The organism is Escherichia ruysiae, assembly GCF_031323975.1.
Taxonomy (GTDB): domain Bacteria; phylum Pseudomonadota; class Gammaproteobacteria; order Enterobacterales; family Enterobacteriaceae; genus Escherichia; species Escherichia ruysiae.
Genome location: NZ_JAVIWS010000001.1, coordinates 2,780,423 through 2,796,819, shown reverse-complemented (window position 1 = coordinate 2,796,819; position 16,397 = coordinate 2,780,423). Strand labels below are relative to the sequence as shown.

16 protein-coding genes are annotated in these 16,397 nt (G+C 51.4%); 12 read left to right on the top strand and 4 right to left on the bottom strand.

Features of this window, described 5'->3' with window-relative positions; genetic code table 11:
* Window positions 1-27: 27 nt before the first annotated feature.
* Window positions 28-501: a 4Fe-4S binding protein gene (locus RGV86_RS13530; protein WP_309508364.1), complete on the bottom strand. Its 474-nt coding sequence runs from the start codon at window positions 499-501 to the stop codon at window positions 28-30.
* A gap of 101 nt (window positions 502-602) precedes the next feature.
* Window positions 603-1,436 (bottom strand): IclR family transcriptional regulator YiaJ, encoded by an 834-nt coding sequence (gene yiaJ, locus RGV86_RS13525; protein WP_000516597.1) that lies wholly within the window; start codon window positions 1,434-1,436, stop codon window positions 603-605.
* Window positions 1,437-1,652: 216 nt separating this feature from the next.
* On the opposite strand from yiaJ, the gene yiaK reads away from it, so the two are divergent.
* The 10 genes from yiaK to araD all read left to right on the top strand — a co-directional run bounded on the left by yiaK (window position 1,653) and on the right by araD (window position 10,627).
* Entirely contained in the window at window positions 1,653-2,651 is a 999-nt protein-coding gene (yiaK, locus tag RGV86_RS13520) for a 3-dehydro-L-gulonate 2-dehydrogenase (RefSeq protein ID WP_000869060.1), read from the top strand.
* An 11-nt stretch (window positions 2,652-2,662) separates the two neighbouring features.
* Window positions 2,663-3,127: a NanQ anomerase/TabA/YiaL family protein gene (locus RGV86_RS13515; RefSeq protein ID WP_085461400.1), complete on the top strand. Its 465-nt coding sequence runs from the start codon at window positions 2,663-2,665 to the stop codon at window positions 3,125-3,127.
* A gap of 22 nt (window positions 3,128-3,149) precedes the next feature.
* On the top strand, window positions 3,150-4,070 hold the full coding sequence (locus RGV86_RS13510; RefSeq protein ID WP_137598395.1) for a DUF4862 family protein: 921 nt from the start codon (window positions 3,150-3,152) through the stop codon (window positions 4,068-4,070).
* A 109-nt stretch (window positions 4,071-4,179) separates the two neighbouring features.
* Complete coding sequence (yiaM, locus tag RGV86_RS13505) at window positions 4,180-4,647, top strand: 2,3-diketo-L-gulonate TRAP transporter small permease YiaM (RefSeq protein ID WP_085461402.1); 468 nt, start codon at window positions 4,180-4,182, stop codon at window positions 4,645-4,647.
* Window positions 4,648-4,649: 2 nt separating this feature from the next.
* Complete coding sequence (yiaN, locus tag RGV86_RS13500; protein WP_000153842.1) at window positions 4,650-5,927, top strand: 2,3-diketo-L-gulonate TRAP transporter large permease YiaN; 1,278 nt, start codon at window positions 4,650-4,652, stop codon at window positions 5,925-5,927.
* 12 nt (window positions 5,928-5,939) lie between these two features.
* Window positions 5,940-6,926 carry a 2,3-diketo-L-gulonate TRAP transporter substrate-binding protein YiaO gene (yiaO, locus tag RGV86_RS13495; RefSeq protein ID WP_000776917.1) on the top strand — a complete coding sequence of 329 codons (987 nt, stop codon included), beginning with the start codon at window positions 5,940-5,942 and terminating at the stop codon, window positions 6,924-6,926.
* 3 nt (window positions 6,927-6,929) lie between these two features.
* Window positions 6,930-8,426 (top strand): L-xylulokinase, encoded by a 1,497-nt coding sequence (gene lyxK, locus RGV86_RS13490; RefSeq protein WP_085461403.1) that lies wholly within the window; start codon window positions 6,930-6,932, stop codon window positions 8,424-8,426.
* Window positions 8,423-9,085 (top strand): 3-keto-L-gulonate-6-phosphate decarboxylase UlaD, encoded by a 663-nt coding sequence (gene ulaD, locus RGV86_RS13485; protein WP_085461404.1) that lies wholly within the window; start codon window positions 8,423-8,425, stop codon window positions 9,083-9,085. The genes lyxK and ulaD overlap by 4 nt, the downstream gene beginning before the upstream one ends.
* Window positions 9,078-9,938: an L-ribulose-5-phosphate 3-epimerase gene (locus tag RGV86_RS13480; RefSeq protein WP_085461405.1), complete on the top strand. Its 861-nt coding sequence runs from the start codon at window positions 9,078-9,080 to the stop codon at window positions 9,936-9,938. Before ulaD ends, RGV86_RS13480 begins: the two co-directional genes overlap by 8 nt.
* On the top strand, window positions 9,932-10,627 hold the full coding sequence (araD, locus tag RGV86_RS13475; protein ID WP_085461406.1) for an L-ribulose-5-phosphate 4-epimerase: 696 nt from the start codon (window positions 9,932-9,934) through the stop codon (window positions 10,625-10,627). The genes RGV86_RS13480 and araD overlap by 7 nt, the downstream gene beginning before the upstream one ends.
* A 31-nt stretch (window positions 10,628-10,658) precedes the next feature.
* Here the strand turns inward: araD and RGV86_RS13470 are convergent, their stop codons facing one another.
* Window positions 10,659-11,474 carry an AraC family transcriptional regulator gene (locus tag RGV86_RS13470; protein WP_000891834.1) on the bottom strand — a complete coding sequence of 272 codons (816 nt, stop codon included), beginning with the start codon at window positions 11,472-11,474 and terminating at the stop codon, window positions 10,659-10,661.
* 225 nt (window positions 11,475-11,699) lie between these two features.
* On the opposite strand from RGV86_RS13470, the gene RGV86_RS13465 reads away from it, so the two are divergent.
* Together RGV86_RS13465 and RGV86_RS13460 are read left to right on the top strand one after the other, a co-directional pair.
* Entirely contained in the window at window positions 11,700-13,100 is a 1,401-nt protein-coding gene (locus RGV86_RS13465) for an MFS transporter (RefSeq protein ID WP_000204810.1), read from the top strand.
* Window positions 13,101-13,110: 10 nt separating this feature from the next.
* On the top strand, window positions 13,111-15,081 hold the full coding sequence (locus RGV86_RS13460; RefSeq protein ID WP_085461407.1) for a glycoside hydrolase family 127 protein: 1,971 nt from the start codon (window positions 13,111-13,113) through the stop codon (window positions 15,079-15,081).
* Window positions 15,082-15,215: 134 nt separating this feature from the next.
* On the opposite strand, the gene RGV86_RS13455 is transcribed toward RGV86_RS13460, so the two are convergent.
* Window positions 15,216-16,256, bottom strand: coding sequence for a YiiG family protein (locus RGV86_RS13455; RefSeq protein WP_085461408.1), 1,041 nt, complete (start codon window positions 16,254-16,256; stop codon window positions 15,216-15,218).
* Window positions 16,257-16,397: the final 141 nt, after the last annotated feature.

Here is a 16,397-nt window from a genome sequence, read left to right as displayed (position 1 = left end):
GGCGTTGAGAACCACCGGAATAGTGTTTCAAACAGGCTGCTGTAGTAGCCGATTCCGCTGCACTTTCTCAACATCCATACACTGCAACGCTTTTGTCGGACAGGCTTCAACACAGGCCGGGCCCGTCGTCCGATGCCAGCACAGATCGCACTTAATCGCCCTCGCCTTTGCACGCGATGAAACGACCTCCATCGCGCCAAACGGACATGCCAGCATACAGCTTTTACAGCCAATACAACGTGATTGTTCAACAAAGATATGCCCATGTTCACGACGAATAGCGTCCACAGGGCAAACATTCGCGCAGGGTGCATCTTCACACTGATGACAGGCTACTGCCGTGGTCCAGGTATGGCCTTTGATAACACGAATACGGGAAATAAACTCGCCAGGTAACAACGAAGCGCAATCCTGATTCTCCTGATGCGACACTGCGCAAGCCACTTCACAGGTACGGCAACCGATACATTTCGTCGCATCCGCAATAATAAACCGGTTCATGATCACTCCTTTGCGCTAAAACCGCAGCGTGCCAGAGAGTGCGCCATTATTGCTTTGATCCAACGAAGGAAATATTAAAGTTTTGCCACCTGCCCAAAGCATTATGTGATCGCCCCCTGGTCGTCCCGGACGGTAAATCCCAGTTCATTGGAAATAGCCAGGGCAGTTTCACGCAGCGGTTTCAGGAGATTTTTCACCCCCACCTGTTTCAGGCGTGATGTCGAAAGCGAAATCGACACCGCATACGGCACCCGCCCATGAATATCAAACACCGGAACAGCAATACAGGAGACGCCGAGTTCATTCTCTTCTCTGTCCATCGCCACGCCGCTTTCGCGAATGTGCGCCAGTTCGTCGAACATCGCGGGCAGTTCGGTAATGGTATTGCGGGTTAGCGGCTGGATTTCATTCTGATGGCTTTCCCAATACGATTTCACGTAGTCCTGATGACCAAACGCCATATAAACCTTACCCATCGCCGAACAGTAGAGCGGCATATGCTGACCAATATAGGCACGGGTTCGCAGCATACCGGTAGTAGGTTCCAGTTTATAAATCAAAATAGCGTGATCGTCTTCTCGACTGGAAAAGTTAATGGTTTCACCAGTGGCGATGTTCAGTGCCTCAAGATGCGGCGCGGCGATATGAATGATATTCAGCGAAGACAGCGCCTTCTGCCCGACGGCAATAAATTTTGTGGTCAGGCGATAACTCCCCGCAGCAGGCGCGGTTGTCACATAGCCACAGGACTGTAGTCCCTGCAATAAACGATGGACCGTACTTTTATTTAAGCCAGCCAGTTCAGAGAGATGCGCCAGCGGGCAACCGTTTGGATAGTTGCTCAAAATCTCAATCAGCATCAACCCGCGAAACAGGCTCTGACTTCCAGCCGGACGCTCTTTTTCCTGCGCCAACTCGTGCTCTTTTTTTCCCATCGCTTTCTTCCCCTTTTTATCGCGCCCTGATGGTAACGCAAAGTGTGTCGCAGTTCACGATCTCGACAGATAATTTATAACTATTTGATTTATATGATTTTTGAAAATCATGGTGTGGATTGCTTTGTTAAAAAGCGATCGATATATTTGAAATCAAATTTCGCATAGTGGAATTTTAAGCTAAAAAAGCGATCAACAAACACAAGGAAGCCAGGGATGAAAGTGACATTTGAGCAGTTAAAAACAGCCTTTAATCGGGTATTAATTTCACGTGGCGTTAACAGCGAAACAGCCGATGCCTGTGCAGAGATGTTCGCCCGCACCACCGAATCCGGCGTTTATTCTCATGGCGTTAACCGTTTCCCCCGTTTCATTCAGCAACTGGAAAACGGCGATATCATTCCTGACGCCCAACCCAAACGTATAACCAGCCTCGGCGCGATTGAGCAGTGGGACGCCCGGCGTTCGATCGGTAACCTGACAGCGAAAAAGATGATGGATCGTGCCATTGAACTGGCGGCAACTCACGGGATTGGCCTGGTCGCGTTACGCAATGCCAACCACTGGATGCGCGGCGGCAGCTACGGCTGGCAGGCGGCGGAAAAAGGCTATATCGGCATCTGCTGGACAAACTCCATCGCCGTAATGCCGCCGTGGGGCGCAAAAGAGTGTCGCATCGGCACCAACCCACTGATCGTCGCTATTCCCTCTTCACCCATCACCATGGTCGATATGTCGATGTCGATGTTCTCCTACGGCATGTTAGAAGTGAATCGTCTGGCGGGACGCGAGCTGCCGGTCGATGGTGGGTTTGATGATGAAGGAAATTTGACCAAAGAACCTGGCGTTATCGAGAAAAATCGCCGCATTTTGCCGATGGGCTACTGGAAAGGTTCTGGCATGTCGATTGTGCTGGATATGATAGCCACTCTCCTTTCTGACGGCGCATCGGTTGCTGAAGTCACCCAGGACAACAGCGACGAGTACGGCATTTCACAAATCTTTATTGCCATTGAAGTGGATAAACTGATCGACGGTTCCACCCGCGACGCCAAACTGCAACGCATCATGGATTACGTTACCAGTGCCGAACGCGCAGACGAAAACCAGGCCATTCGTTTACCCGGCCACGAATTTACCACTCTACTGGCAGAAAACCGTCGTAACGGTATTACTGTGGATGACAGCGTATGGGCAAAAATCCAGGCATTATAAGGAGATAGACCATGATATTTGGACATATCACACAACCTAATCCGTGCCGTTTGCCCGCTGCCATTGAAAAGGCGCTCGATTTTCTACGCACCACCGATTTCAACGTCCTGGCGCCGGGCGTTGTCGAAATCGACGGCAAAAATATTTTTGCGCAAATTATCGATTTAACCACACGCGAGGCGGTGGAAAACCGTCCTGAGGTTCATCGTCGCTATCTGGATATTCAGTTTCTGGCCTGGGGCGAAGAGAAAATCGGTGTAGCCATTGATACCGGGAATAATAAAGTCAGCGAATCACTATTAGAGCAACGCGATATTATTTTTTATCACGATAGTGAACATGAATCATTTATAGAAATGATACCGGGTAGCTACGCTATTTTCTTCCCACAGGATGTTCATCGACCGGCATGTAATAAAAATGCCCCTACGGCAATCCGCAAAATCGTGGTTAAAGTCGCCCTCTGCGCTTTATAAAAAGTTATTACTGGAGCACAAAATGAAAGCGAATAATACCGGTTATATTATCGGTGCGTATCCCTGTGCACCCTCTTTTCACCAAAGAAGTGAAGAGGAAGAGAAGGAATTCTGGCGACAATTATCAGATACCCCTGATATTCGTGGGCTGGAACAACCCTGCCTGGAAAACTTCCACCCGCTGGGCGACCAATGGTTGCTACGTCATACGCCAGAAAGCTGGAAATTTGTCGTCACCGCTGTGATGGAAACCATGCGTCGCCGCAGCGAAAACAACGGTTTTGGCCTCGCCTCCAGCGATGAAGATCAACGCAAGGCGTGCGTGGCGTACTATCGCCACCTGTTCCATAAAATCAACTCATTGCAGGCTAATAAAGTGCTCGCACTAGAGATCCAGGCCGCACCGTTAGCAACGAATCCCAATATTATGCAAGCGACGGATGCCTTTGCCCGCTCGTTGAAAGAAATCGCCAGTTGGGACTGGCCCTGCAAACTGGTGCTGGAACACTGCGACGCCATGACGTCTGCCGCTCCCCGCAAAGGCTTTTTGCCTTTGGAAAAGGTGCTGGAAGTCATTGCCGATTATGACGTCAGCCTCTGTATCAACTGGGCGCGCTCCGCCATTGAAGGGCGCAATACAGCGTTGCCGCTGACCCATACCCAAATGGCGAAACAGGCCGGGAAACTCGGCGCGTTGATGTTCTCTGGTACGACGCTAAACGGAGCATACGGAGAATGGCAGGATTTACACGCGCCGTTTGCACCATTCTGTGCAGAAAGCCTGATGACCACAGATCACGTTCGCGAGTTATTTAATGCAGCAGAACCGTCAACATTGCATTTTGCTGGCATCAAGCTGCTAGAAATAAATGAGTCGGCTGATGTGCAGCATCGCATCGATATATTACGTAACGGTATTCACTCTTTGAATGAATCTATTTAAAACGATTCATTTATTTCGCCAAATTCTAATTAGTCGTTTTCCAATAAATATTACGAATACCAACAGCATTAATTAATGAAAACATATTACATAACAAGAAGGACTCGTTATGAAACGGATACTCGAAGGCATTCTTGCGCTCATCATCGCAATACTGTCTTGTATTATTTTTATTAATATAATTCTTCGATATGGATTTCACACAAGCATATTATCGATTGATGAATTATCCCGTCTTTTATTTGTCTGGTTAACCTTTATTGGCGCTATCGTTGCTTATATGGACAACAGCCATGTGCAGGTTACTTTTTTAGTCGAAAAACTCTCTCCCGCTAATCAACAACGTGTTTCGCAGCTAACCCATACGCTCATTTTATTACTGTGTCTGGGTCTGGCCTGGGGTGCAATAGAAAAAACGTCACAGGACTGGAGTAACTTATCACCCATTCTCGGCGTACCCGTTGGCTTAATGTACGCCGCCGCTATCCCCACCAGCCTGATTATCGCATTACTGGAATTGCGTCACTTATACCGGCAGTTCACAAATACCACCAGCCAAAACCAACAAGGAGTCTGACGATGACAATTCTTATATTTATTGTCAGTTTGTTAGGCGCTATCGCGATTGGTGTTCCCATTGCCTGGGCATTATTACTGTGCGGCATCTCACTGATGTTCTGGATGGATATCTTTGATGTGCAAATTCTGGCACAAACGCTGGTAAATGGCGCAGACAGCTTCTCTCTGTTAGCCATTCCCTTCTTTGTGCTGGCAGGTGAGATCATGAACGCGGGCGGCCTGTCGCAACGTATTGTCGACCTGCCAATGAAACTGGTGGGTCACAGACCTGGTGGTCTGGGTTACGTTGGCGTGCTGGCGGCAATGATCATGGCAAGCCTTTCCGGTTCTGCGGTTGCCGATACCGCAGCCGTCGCGGCGCTGCTGGTGCCAATGATGCGTCAGGCCAACTATCCGGTAAATCGCGCCGCCGGGCTTATCGGTTCCGGCGGGATTATTGCAGCCATTATCCCTCCCTCTATTCCACTCATTATCTTCGGCGTCTCCAGCGGACTCTCCATCAGCAAACTATTTATGGCGGGCATAGCGCCGGGCGTCATGATGGGCGTCACGCTGATGGTTACCTGGTGGTGGCAGGCAAAACGACTGAATTTACCTTGTCAGCCGAAAGCCTCACTGCGGGAAGTCTGGCAATCCTTAATTTCCGGTATTTGGGCGCTCTTTTTACCGATAATTATTATTGGCGGTTTCCGTTCGGGGTTATTCACACCCACCGAAGCAGGCGCGGTTGCCGCCTTCTACGCCCTGTTCGTCTCGGTGGTGGTCTATCGCGAAATGACCTTCTCCACGCTTTATCATGTACTGATTAACGCGGCGAAAACCACATCCGTGGTCATGTTCCTGGTGGCCTCTGCTGCGGTATCTGCATGGCTTATTACTATCGCCGAATTACCCATGATGGTATCGGAGCTATTACAACCGTTGGTTGATTCGCCCCGCTTATTATTCATCGTCATTATGCTCGCCATTATGGTGATCAGTACGGTCATGGACTTAACGCCTACCGTATTAATTCTTACGCCAGTATTAATGCCATTAGTGAAAGAAGCAGGAATAGATCCGGTCTATTTCGGCATCATGTTTATTATCAACTGTTCAATATCACTGATTACGCCTCCAGTCGGTAACGTTCTTAACGTGGTATGCGGCGTGGCGAAACTTAAATTTGACGATGCGGTAAAAGGCGTCGCGCCTTACGTCATGGTTTTATTCATGTTGTTAGCATTATTTATTTTTATACCGGAGCTTATTACCGCTCCTCTTAAATGGATGAGTTAAAAGGAAATCATAATGAAATTACGTTCTGTAACCTACGCTTTATTATTTGCCGGAGTGGCGGCGTTCAGCACATCTTCTCTGGCGGCACAATCATTACGTTTCGGTTATGAAACCTCGCAAACCGACTCGCAACATATTGCGGCGAAAAAATTCAATGAATTATTACAGGAAAAAACCAAAGGCGAACTGAAATTAAAACTGTTCCCGGATAGCACCCTCGGTAATGCGCAGGCGATGATCAGCGGCGTGCGCGGCGGCACTATTGATATGGAGATGTCTGGCTCCAATAACTTTACGGGACTCTCGCCCGTCATCAACCTGCTCGATGTCCCTTTCCTGTTCCGCGATACCGCTCACGCGCATAAAACGCTCGACGGCAAAGTCGGGGATGACCTGAAAGTCTCCCTTGAAAGTAAGGGACTGAAAGTGCTGGCTTACTGGGAAAACGGCTGGCGCGATGTCACCAACTCGCGTGCACCGGTTAAAACGCCTACCGACCTGAAAGGGCTGAAGATCCGTACCAACAATAGCCCAATGAATATTGCCGCATTCAAAGTTTTTGGCGCTAACCCGATCCCGATGCCGTTTGCCGAAGTCTATACCGGGCTGGAAACCCGCACTATCGACGCTCAGGAACACCCGATCAACGTCGTCTGGTCAGCAAAATTTTATGAAGTGCAGAAGTACCTTTCTCTGACGCACCACGCCTATTCCCCGCTTCTGGTGGTAATCAACAAAGCGAAGTTTGATGGCTTAACCCCAGAGTTCCAGCAGGCACTGATCTCATCTGCGCAAGAAGCGGGTAACTACCAGCGCAAACTGGTCGCCGAAGATCAGCAAAAAATCATCGACGGCATGAAAGACGCGGGCGTGGAAGTGATTACCGATCTCGACCGCAAAGCCTTTAGCGACGCGCTGGGTAATCAGGTTCGCGACATGTTTGTTAAAGATGTTCCGCAGGGCGCTGATCTGCTGAAAGCCGTGGATGAGGTGCAATAAACCATGACGCAATACTGGCTGGGGTTAGATTGTGGTGGTAGCTGGCTGAAAGCCGGGCTGTATGACCGCGAAGGCCGGGAGGCGGGCGTGCAGCGCCTGCCGCTGTGCGCATTAAGCCCGCAGCCAGGCTGGGCAGAGCGCGATATGGCAGAACTGTGGCAATGCTGCATGGCTGTCATTCGCGCCCTGCTTACTCATTCTGGCGTTAGCGGGGAACAAATAGTGGGTATCGGTATCTCCGCACAGGGAAAGGGTTTGTTTTTGCTGGATAAAAACGACAAACCGCTCGGTAACGCCATTTTGTCCTCTGACCGCCGGGCGATAGAAATCGTTCGTTGCTGGCAGGAAGATGGCATCCCGGAAAAACTCTACCCGCTGACCCGACAAACCTTGTGGACCGGGCATCCGGTGTCGCTGTTACGCTGGCTGAAAGAGCACGAACCGGAACGCTACGCGCAAATTGGCTGCGTGATGATGACGCACGACTACCTGCGCTGGTGTTTAACCGGCGTCAAAGGTTGTGAAGAGAGCAATATTTCTGAGTCCAATCTCTACAACATGAGTCGTGGGGAATATGATCCGTGCCTCACCGATTGCCTGGGGATCGGTGAAATCAATCACGCCCTGCCGCCTGTTGTTGGATCTGCCGAAATCTGCGGGGGGATCACCGCTCAGACAGCCGCACTGACCGGTCTGCAAGCGGGTACGCCCGTTGTCGGCGGCCTGTTTGATGTGGTTTCCACCGCACTTTGTGCCGGGATCGAAGACGAATCCACCCTCAATGCGGTAATGGGAACCTGGGCGGTGACCAGCGGCATAACCAGCGGTTTACGTGACGGTGAAGCGCATCCGTATGTCTATGGTCGCTATGTTAATGACGGTCAATTTATCGTTCACGAAGCCAGCCCTACCTCTTCCGGCAATCTCGAATGGTTTACCGCGCAGTGGGGAGAAATCTCTTTTGCTGAGATTAATCAGGCCGTTGCCAGCTTGCCGAAAGCCAGAGGCGATCTGTTTTTCCTGCCGTTCCTGTACGGCACCAACGCCGGACTTGAGATGACCAGCGGTTTCTACGGGATGCAGGCCATTCACACCCGTGCGCACCTGTTGCAGGCCATTTATGAAGGCGTGGTGTTCAGCCACATGACCCACCTCAACCGGATGCGTGAACGTTTTACCGCTGTTCACACCCTGCGCGTGACTGGCGGTCCTGCGCACTCCGATGTCTGGATGCAAATGCTGGCAGACGTCAGCGGTCTGCGTATCGAGCTGCCGCAGGTGGAAGAAACGGGATGCTTTGGCGCGGCGCTCGCTGCCCGCGTCGGCACGGGCGTATATCACAACTTCAGCGAAGCCCAGCGCGACTTGCAACATCCGGTACGCACATTGCTGCCGGACATGACCGCTCATCAGCATTACCAGCAAAAATATCAACGCTATCAGCAACTCATTGCCGCACTCCAGGGTTATCACACCCGCATTAAGGAACACACATTATGAGCAGACCACTTCTGCAACTGGCTCTCGACCACTCATCACTTGAAGCCGCGCAGCGCGACGTGACGCTGTTAAAGGACAGTGTCGATATCGTCGAAGCGGGCACCATTCTCTGTTTAAACGAAGGGCTTGGCGCGGTGAAAGCCTTGCGTGAACAGTGCCCGGACAAAATCATCGTCGCTGACTGGAAGGTCGCTGATGCCGGTGAGACGCTCGCGCAACAGGCGTTTGGCGCGGGCGCCAACTGGATGACCATCATCTGCGCCGCGCCGCTCGCCACGGTGGAAAAAGGCCACGCGATGGCGCAACGCTGCGGCGGTGAAATCCAGATAGAGCTGTTCGGCAACTGGACACTGGACGACGCACGTAACTGGCATCGTATTGGCGTGCGGCAGGCGATTTATCATCGTGGTCGCGACGCGCAGGCCAGCGGGCAGCAGTGGGGCGAGGCGGATCTGGCGCGTATGAAGGCGCTTTCTGATATCGGCCTTGAGCTTTCCATTACTGGCGGGATTACCCCTGCTGACCTGCCGCTGTTTAAAGATATCCGCGTGAAAGCGTTTATTGCCGGGCGCGCACTGGCGGGCGCTACCAATCCAGCGCAGGTTGCCGCTGATTTTCATGCACAAATTGACACAATCTGGGGAGGTGCTCGTGCGTAGTCATCCGTTAGGGATTTATGAAAAGGCGCTGGCGAAAGATCTCTCCTGGCCGGAGCGGCTGGTGCTGGCAAAAAGCTGTGGTTTTGATTTTGTCGAAATGTCGGTGGATGAAACCGACGAACGGCTCTCACGTCTTGACTGGAGCGCCGCACAACGTGCTTCGCTGGTCACTGCGATGATCGAAACGGGTGTCTCCATTCCGTCAATGTGTCTGTCTGCCCATCGTCGTTTTCCCTTTGGCAGCCGGGACGAGGCGGTGCGCGAACGGGCGCGGGAAATCATGAGTAAAGCGATTCGTCTGGCGCGCGATCTCGGCATTCGCACTATTCAACTGGCGGGCTACGACGTCTATTACGAAGAGCATGACGAAGGCACCCAGCAACGTTTTGCTGAAGGGCTGGCGTGGGCTGTTGAACAGGCGGCGGCATCGCAAGTGATGCTGGCGGTGGAGATTATGGACACCGCGTTTATGAACTCCATCAGCAAATGGAAAAAATGGGACGAGATGCTCGCCTCGCCGTGGTTCACCGTTTACCCGGATGTCGGCAACCTCAGCGCCTGGGGCAATGATGTTCCCGCCGAACTGAAACTGGGCATTGACCGCATCGCGGCTATTCACCTGAAAGACACTCAACCCGTAACCGACCAGAGTCCTGGCCAGTTCCGTGATGTACCGTTTGGCGAAGGCTGCGTCGATTTCGTTGGCATCTTTAAAACGCTGCATGAACTGAATTATCGCGGTTCATTCCTGATTGAGATGTGGACAGAAAAAGCCAATGAGCCGGTGCTGGAGATTATTCAGGCACGGCGCTGGATTGAAGCGCGTATGCAGGAGGCGGGTTTCGTATGTTAGAGCAACTGAAAGCCGAAGTGCTGGCGGCGAATCTGGCGCTTCCCGCTCACCATCTGGTGACATTCACCTGGGGCAATGTCAGCGCGGTAGACGAAACGCGGCAATGGATGGTAATCAAGCCTTCCGGCGTCGAGTACGACGTGATGACCGCCGACGATATGGTGGTGGTGGAAATAGCCAGCGGTAAGGTGGTGGAAGGTAGCAAAAAGCCCTCTTCCGACACGCCAACGCATCTGGCGCTCTACCGTCGCTATGCAGAAATTGGCGGTATTGTGCATACCCACTCGCGCCACGCCACCATCTGGTCACAGGCCGGGATTGATCTCCCTGCCTGGGGCACGACTCACGCTGACTATTTTTACGGTGCGATCCCCTGCACGCGTCAGATGACCGCAGAGGAGATCAACGGCGAGTATGAATACCAGACTGGCGAAGTGATCATTAAAACCTTCGAAGAGCGCGGCAGGAGTCCAGCACAAATCCCGGCGATACTGGTGCATTCTCACGGCCCGTTCGTATGGGGGAAAAACGCCACTGACGCGGTACATAATGCCGTGGTGCTGGAAGAGTGCGCGTATATGGGGCTGTTCTCGCGCCAGCTCGCGCCGCAGCTTCCTGCCATGCAAAACGAACTGTTAGATAAGCACTACCTGCGTAAGCATGGGGCCAATGCCTATTATGGGCAGTAATCCCTCACGCCGGGGCTTCATCGCCCCGGCACTACGAATTGATATGTTCCTTGCTGTAACGCCGCTTCCACGCTGCTGGCGTTAAACCGGTGTGTTTGCGAAAAATCTGCCGGAAATAGCCAACGTCATTAAACCCGCACAACGCCGCCACTTCCGTGAGCGATCGCGCTTCGCTAATTAACAGCTTTTCGGCTTCGCGCACCCGCTGGCGATGGATTGCTTCTGTTAACGTCAGATGAAACACCCGCCGGTAGACGCGCCCAAGATAATCGGCATTGCAGTACAGCTCGCGGGCCAGAAGCGCCGTAGAAAGCGGGCGATGATATTGCGTGCGGATCAGTTTCTGCGCTTTCCAGGCAAGGGTGGTGCCTGCGCCATCGGCCTGTTCATCAAGACGCGCGTCACGGGTGAGCTGCTGCAAAATGAGCAGCACAATAAACTCCAGCGCCGGAGTGCGTTGATGCTTTTCCTGTTCGCTTAAGAACTGGCGAAACAGGGCCACCAGCGCCTGCGGATCGACAACCTTCGTTTGTTGCGGCACGCTAAGATGAGTAAGCCAGCGAGGGTCGTTGTCCGGCGCTTTAACCTCAAAATGCAGCCAGTAAAATTTGAGATCGGCGGGAAAATCCTCCACCCCAACATGTTGTCGGTTCGGCCAGAGTAATAAACTCTCTCCCGCATCGACCAGAAATATCCGTTCTTCTTCCTGAATCGTTAATCGACCTTTTTCGACAAAGATAATTTCCCATGACTCCAGCCGCCTTGCAGGATGCCTCCCTACGCCACGGGAAATAAATAATCCACCATTTTGCACTTTAATCGGTAACGTCATGGATAATTCGAGCATTGATATGTAATTTCCCGCTTATTCATTAATGATTAAACACATTACCTTTTGATTATTAATCAAAAACATTAATTTCACCTGATCCATTTCACACTTTTAAATTCAGGTCGGAATCGTCACCTTTTTTTACTCTTTTCTCGCCTTGTTGATATTCCCGTTCACGGCAGAATTAATCAGGTCATTTCAATAAAACTAAAAATTGCTCCCTATTCACGAGGAATATCTATGACCTCTACACCGATTACTACCGCTGATATCGCTAAAGGTAAAATTGACGATGCGTTATCTGTACGGGAAAAAATAGGCTACGGCCTGGGTGACGCAGGCGGCACCGTAATAACTTGCCTGATCATGAATTTTCTCACCTTTTTCTACACCGACGTTTTTGGATTAACTCCGGCGCTGGTTGGCACGCTGTTTATTGCACTGCGCGTGTTTGATGCCATCTCCGACCCGGTGATGGGCGTCATTGCCGACCGGACGCAAAGTCGCTGGGGGCGCTTTCGTCCGTGGCAGCTATGGATTGCCATTCCCATCGGCATTATCGGCATCCTGACGTTCACCGTGCCAGATGCCAGCATGGGAGTAAAAATCGCCTGGGCGTTCGGTACTTACCTGCTCCTTTCAGTCGGTTATACAGCCATCAACGTACCGTACTGTGCGCTGATCAACACCATGACCACCCGCCACAATGAAGTGATCTCCTGCCAGTCCTGGCGATTCGTTCTCTGTGGCGTAGCGGGATTTCTGGTTTCGGTAGGCTTACCGTGGATGGTAGATCTCTTCGGTCAGGGTAATGCCGCGCGCGGCTATCAATTGGGCGTCGGCGTGCTGTGCGCCATTGCCGTGGTGATGTTCCTGTGCTGTTTTTTCTGGGTTCGTGAACGGGTGCCACTCTCCACAATGGGGAAATTTACCCTGCGCGAACATCTTGCCGGGCTGCGGAACAACGACCAACTGCTGCTGATGCTGGTCATGTCTTTCCTGCTGATTAACGTCTTTAACATTCGCGGCGGTGGGTATATGTACTTCATTACCTACGTCTTACAAGGCAGTACGGGCTACACGTCGCTGTTCTTCACCATGGTCACCTTCGCCTCCATTATCGGCTCGGTGATTGTCAGCCCGTTAACGCGGCGTTTCGATACCGTCAAAATTTACTACTACACCAACCTGCTCCTCGCTGCGCTGGCGGTGTTGATGTGGTTCCTGCCCTCCGGCCCGGCTTATCAAACGCTGTGGCTGGCGGTGATCCTCGGTAATGGCGTAATTCTTGGCTTCACATTGCCACTGCACTTCTCATTGATGGCCTTTGCCGATGACTACGGCGAGTGGAAAACCCGCGTACGTTCTTCCGGCATGAACTTCGCCTTCAATCTGTTTTTCATCAAGCTGGCCTGGGCCTCCAGCGCCGGGATCATCAGCCTGCTGTTTATTTTTGTCGCCTACCAGCCTGGCGTGGAAAACCAGACCGCCAGTTCGCTTGGCGGGATCGCGGCGATGGAAACATTACTGCCTGCGCTATTCCACCTGCTGCTGGCAGGGGCGATCCGCTTTTGCAAACTCAATAATCCTATGATGTCACGCATAGCTACCGACCTGCGTCAGCGTCATGTACAGCCTTAAGGAGCACAAGATGAACATTTCGGAAGTCGATCTGCATAAACTGACGGTCAGCGATCCGTTCCTCGGTCAGTACCAACAACTGGTCCGCGACGTGGTGATTCCTTATCAGTGGGATGCCTTGAACGATCGTATCCCAGAAGCGGAACCCAGCCATGCGATTGAAAACTTTCGCATTGCCGCCGGACTTCAGGAGGGTGAATTTTACGGGATGGTGTTTCAGGACAGCGACGTCGCCAAATGGCTGGAAGCGGTAGCCTGGTCGCTGTGCCAGAAGCCGGACGCCGAACTGGAAAAAACCGCCGACGAGGTAATCGAACTGATCGCCTCCGCCCAATGCGAAGACGGCTATCTCAATACTTACTTTACGGTAAAAGCACCCGAAGAACGCTGGAGCAATCTGGCGGAGTGTCATGAACTTTACTGCGCCGGTCATCTGATTGAAGCTGGAGTCGCCTTCTTCCAGGCCACGGGCAAGCGGCGCTTGCTGGAAGTGGTTTGCCGTCTGGCCGATCATATCGACAGCGTATTTGGTCCAGATGAAAGTAAGTTACACGGTTACCCTGGTCACCCGGAAATTGAACTGGCACTGATGCGTCTGTATGAAGTGACCGAAGAGCCGCGCTACCTGGCACTGACGAACTATTTTGTCGAACAGCGTGGTGCGCAACCACACTATTACGACCAGGAATATGAAAAGCGCGGGCAGACCTCGCACTGGCACACCTACGGCCCGGCGTGGATGGTGAAAGACAAAGCCTACAGCCAGGCGCATTTGCCCATCGCACAGCAGCACACCGCCATCGGCCATGCAGTACGCTTTGTCTACCTGATGACTGGCGTCGCACATCTGGCGCGTTTAAGTCACGATGAAAGCAAGCGTCAGGACTGTCTGCGGCTGTGGAACAATATGGCCCAGCGTCAGTTATATATTACCGGCGGCATTGGCTCGCAGGGCAGCGGCGAGGCGTTCAGCAGTGATTACGATCTGCCGAATGACACGGTTTACGCCGAAAGTTGTGCTTCCATCGGCCTGATGATGTTCGCCCGGCGAATGCTGGAAATGGAAGGCGACAGTCAATATGCCGATGTGATGGAGCGCGCACTGTACAACACCGTGCTCGGCGGCATGGCGCTGGATGGCAAACATTTCTTCTATGTGAATCCGCTGGAAGTACATCCAAAATCGCTGAAATTCAACCATATCTACGATCACGTTAAGCCGATCCGCCAGCGTTGGTTTGGTTGCGCTTGTTGTCCGCCAAATATCGCCCGCGTGCTAACCTCGATTGGTCATTATCTCTACACGCCGCGTGAAGATGCGTTGTATATCAACATCTACGCAGGAAACAGCATGGAAGTGCCGGTAGAAAATGGCACGCTGCGTCTGCGGGTTAGCGGGAACTATCCGTGGCATGAACAGGTGACGATTGCGGTTGAATCTCCGCAGCCGGTGCGTCATACCCTGGCTTTACGTCTGCCGGACTGGTGCACGCAGCCACAGGTCACATTGAATGGAGAAGTCGTCGAGCAGGATATTCGTAAAGGCTATCTGCATATAGCCCGTGAATGGCAGGAAGGCGATACGCTGAATCTGACGCTGCCGATGCCAGTGCGTCGCGTTTACGGCAACCCGCTGGTGCGTCATGTGGCTGGGAAAGTAGCAATTCAGCGCGGTCCGCTGGTGTATTGTCTGGAGCAGGCCGACAACGGCGAGTCATTACATAATCTGTGGCTACCCGCCGATGCGCCGTTTACGACATTCGAAGGCAAGGGATTATTCAGCCATAAAATCCTCATTCAGGCGCCTGGTTATCGGCTTGAACAGAGCAATCCAGAGCAGCAACCGTTGTGGCATTACGACAATGCCCCAGCCAAACGCCAGCCGCAAACTCTGACGTTTATCCCGTGGTTTAGCTGGGCTAACCGTGGCGAGGGCGAAATGCGGATCTGGGTGAATGAAGAGAACCGTCGCCATCCGTAGGATCGATAAAGCGCAGATTGCCTGATACGACGCTTAACGCGTTTTATCAGGCATAAAAGCCGGTGTAATTGTAAGGGTCGGATAAGGCGTTTACGCTGCACCCGACACTATTTTCTCACCAAAATCAAAAACGTTTAACGCAGGCTATTATAGTCATCAACCATTTCGTTGTACTCGCGTAACGCTTTCGGGAAAGAGTCTTCGACCATCCAGCTTGTGTTTGCATCCTGAAGTTGCTCTTTATCCCAGTCAGAGTACGGGACTTTATCTCTGACGCGGCGAACATATTTTTTAGCTTCGAGCTGATATTGGTCTGCCGAATTAATAAAGGAAAATTTCATGCCGCCTTTATCCGCTTCTTTGGCCCGCGCCACCAGCGTTTCCAGTTCAGATACTTTCTTCATTGCCGCATCTGCATCAAACTTCTCTTGCGAAATCAGGTTATTAATTTGTTTCGCTGATATCATGACAGCCAGAGAGTAGTAGTGGAATGTTTTCCCTTCTCTTTCTTCAATATTTTTCAATTCCGCAAGCTGACGCTTATCATTAATTTCCTGAATCGCCGCGTGATAAGATTCTGCTACGGGTTCAAAGGCTTCAATATTTTTTATGAGCGTCTGGTGCAGCGTTTTCCCTTTGGCAAACGCATCATCTTTATAATTTTCCTGGGTGTAATATTTATCCATTTCGTTAATGGTATTACCCAGCGCAACAGCGGCATTAATATAATTCAACGCCACACCATCAATGGGTTCCAGCGCAGGCGTTAACGCCACGACTCTTTTTATTCCTTTTTGACACTCAGAGAGATTGGATTCACTAATGCCGTAGATGCCATAAACAAGGCTCTCTTTACCCGTTGGACCCTGTTTAAAATCTTTCAGCCAGTCAGCGTAACGCGCCAGGCTGTTCTGCACAGGGATCTGCAACTTATTGTAGCACTTGATATAAACATCCATTTTTTCGTCGAAAACCGCTTGTTCATCGACCACCGGTTGCGCAGGCGTTTCTGGTTTAGCTTCTGCTTTTGCAACGGGCGCTTCTGGAGCTGGTGCGGCAGGTTGACTATTGGCGGGCGGGGGAGTTTCTGTTTCGACTTTTTTATCATCACATCCGGTGATACCGAGGGCCATTATGGCGATAATAATAGCTGAAGATAATAAATTCCTTTTCATTTAATTGCCTTATAAATAGATAAATAAGAGAGTAAATATAATAAAGGAAAAAAGAAAGCGTCACTACACGCGTTTTGTTTATAAATAAATAGATATAATTCACTGAATGAATAAGTCCGGTGATTTCATTGATAAATTACC

What these genes read in the sequence shown, in the direction of transcription:
- RGV86_RS13515 (WP_085461400.1), top strand. Translation starts at nt 2,663, where the DNA reads ATGATATTTGGACATATCACACAACCTAATCCGTGCCGTTTGCCCGCT.
- ulaD (WP_085461404.1), top strand. Translation starts at nt 8,423, where the DNA reads ATGAGCAGACCACTTCTGCAACTGGCTCTCGACCACTCATCACTTGAA.
- yiaK (WP_000869060.1), top strand. Translation starts at nt 1,653, where the DNA reads ATGAAAGTGACATTTGAGCAGTTAAAAACAGCCTTTAATCGGGTATTA.
- yiaO (WP_000776917.1), top strand. Translation starts at nt 5,940, where the DNA reads ATGAAATTACGTTCTGTAACCTACGCTTTATTATTTGCCGGAGTGGCG.
- RGV86_RS13510 (WP_137598395.1), top strand. Translation starts at nt 3,150, where the DNA reads ATGAAAGCGAATAATACCGGTTATATTATCGGTGCGTATCCCTGTGCA.
- RGV86_RS13470 (WP_000891834.1), bottom strand. Translation starts at nt 11,474, where the DNA reads ATGCTCGAATTATCCATGACGTTACCGATTAAAGTGCAAAATGGTGGA.
- yiaJ (WP_000516597.1), bottom strand. Translation starts at nt 1,436, where the DNA reads ATGGGAAAAAAAGAGCACGAGTTGGCGCAGGAAAAAGAGCGTCCGGCT.
- RGV86_RS13465 (WP_000204810.1), top strand. Translation starts at nt 11,700, where the DNA reads ATGACCTCTACACCGATTACTACCGCTGATATCGCTAAAGGTAAAATT.
- RGV86_RS13530 (WP_309508364.1), bottom strand. Translation starts at nt 501, where the DNA reads ATGAACCGGTTTATTATTGCGGATGCGACGAAATGTATCGGTTGCCGT.
- yiaM (WP_085461402.1), top strand. Translation starts at nt 4,180, where the DNA reads ATGAAACGGATACTCGAAGGCATTCTTGCGCTCATCATCGCAATACTG.
- RGV86_RS13460 (WP_085461407.1), top strand. Translation starts at nt 13,111, where the DNA reads ATGAACATTTCGGAAGTCGATCTGCATAAACTGACGGTCAGCGATCCG.
- lyxK (WP_085461403.1), top strand. Translation starts at nt 6,930, where the DNA reads ATGACGCAATACTGGCTGGGGTTAGATTGTGGTGGTAGCTGGCTGAAA.
- araD (WP_085461406.1), top strand. Translation starts at nt 9,932, where the DNA reads ATGTTAGAGCAACTGAAAGCCGAAGTGCTGGCGGCGAATCTGGCGCTT.
- RGV86_RS13455 (WP_085461408.1), bottom strand. Translation starts at nt 16,256, where the DNA reads ATGAAAAGGAATTTATTATCTTCAGCTATTATTATCGCCATAATGGCC.
- yiaN (WP_000153842.1), top strand. Translation starts at nt 4,650, where the DNA reads ATGACAATTCTTATATTTATTGTCAGTTTGTTAGGCGCTATCGCGATT.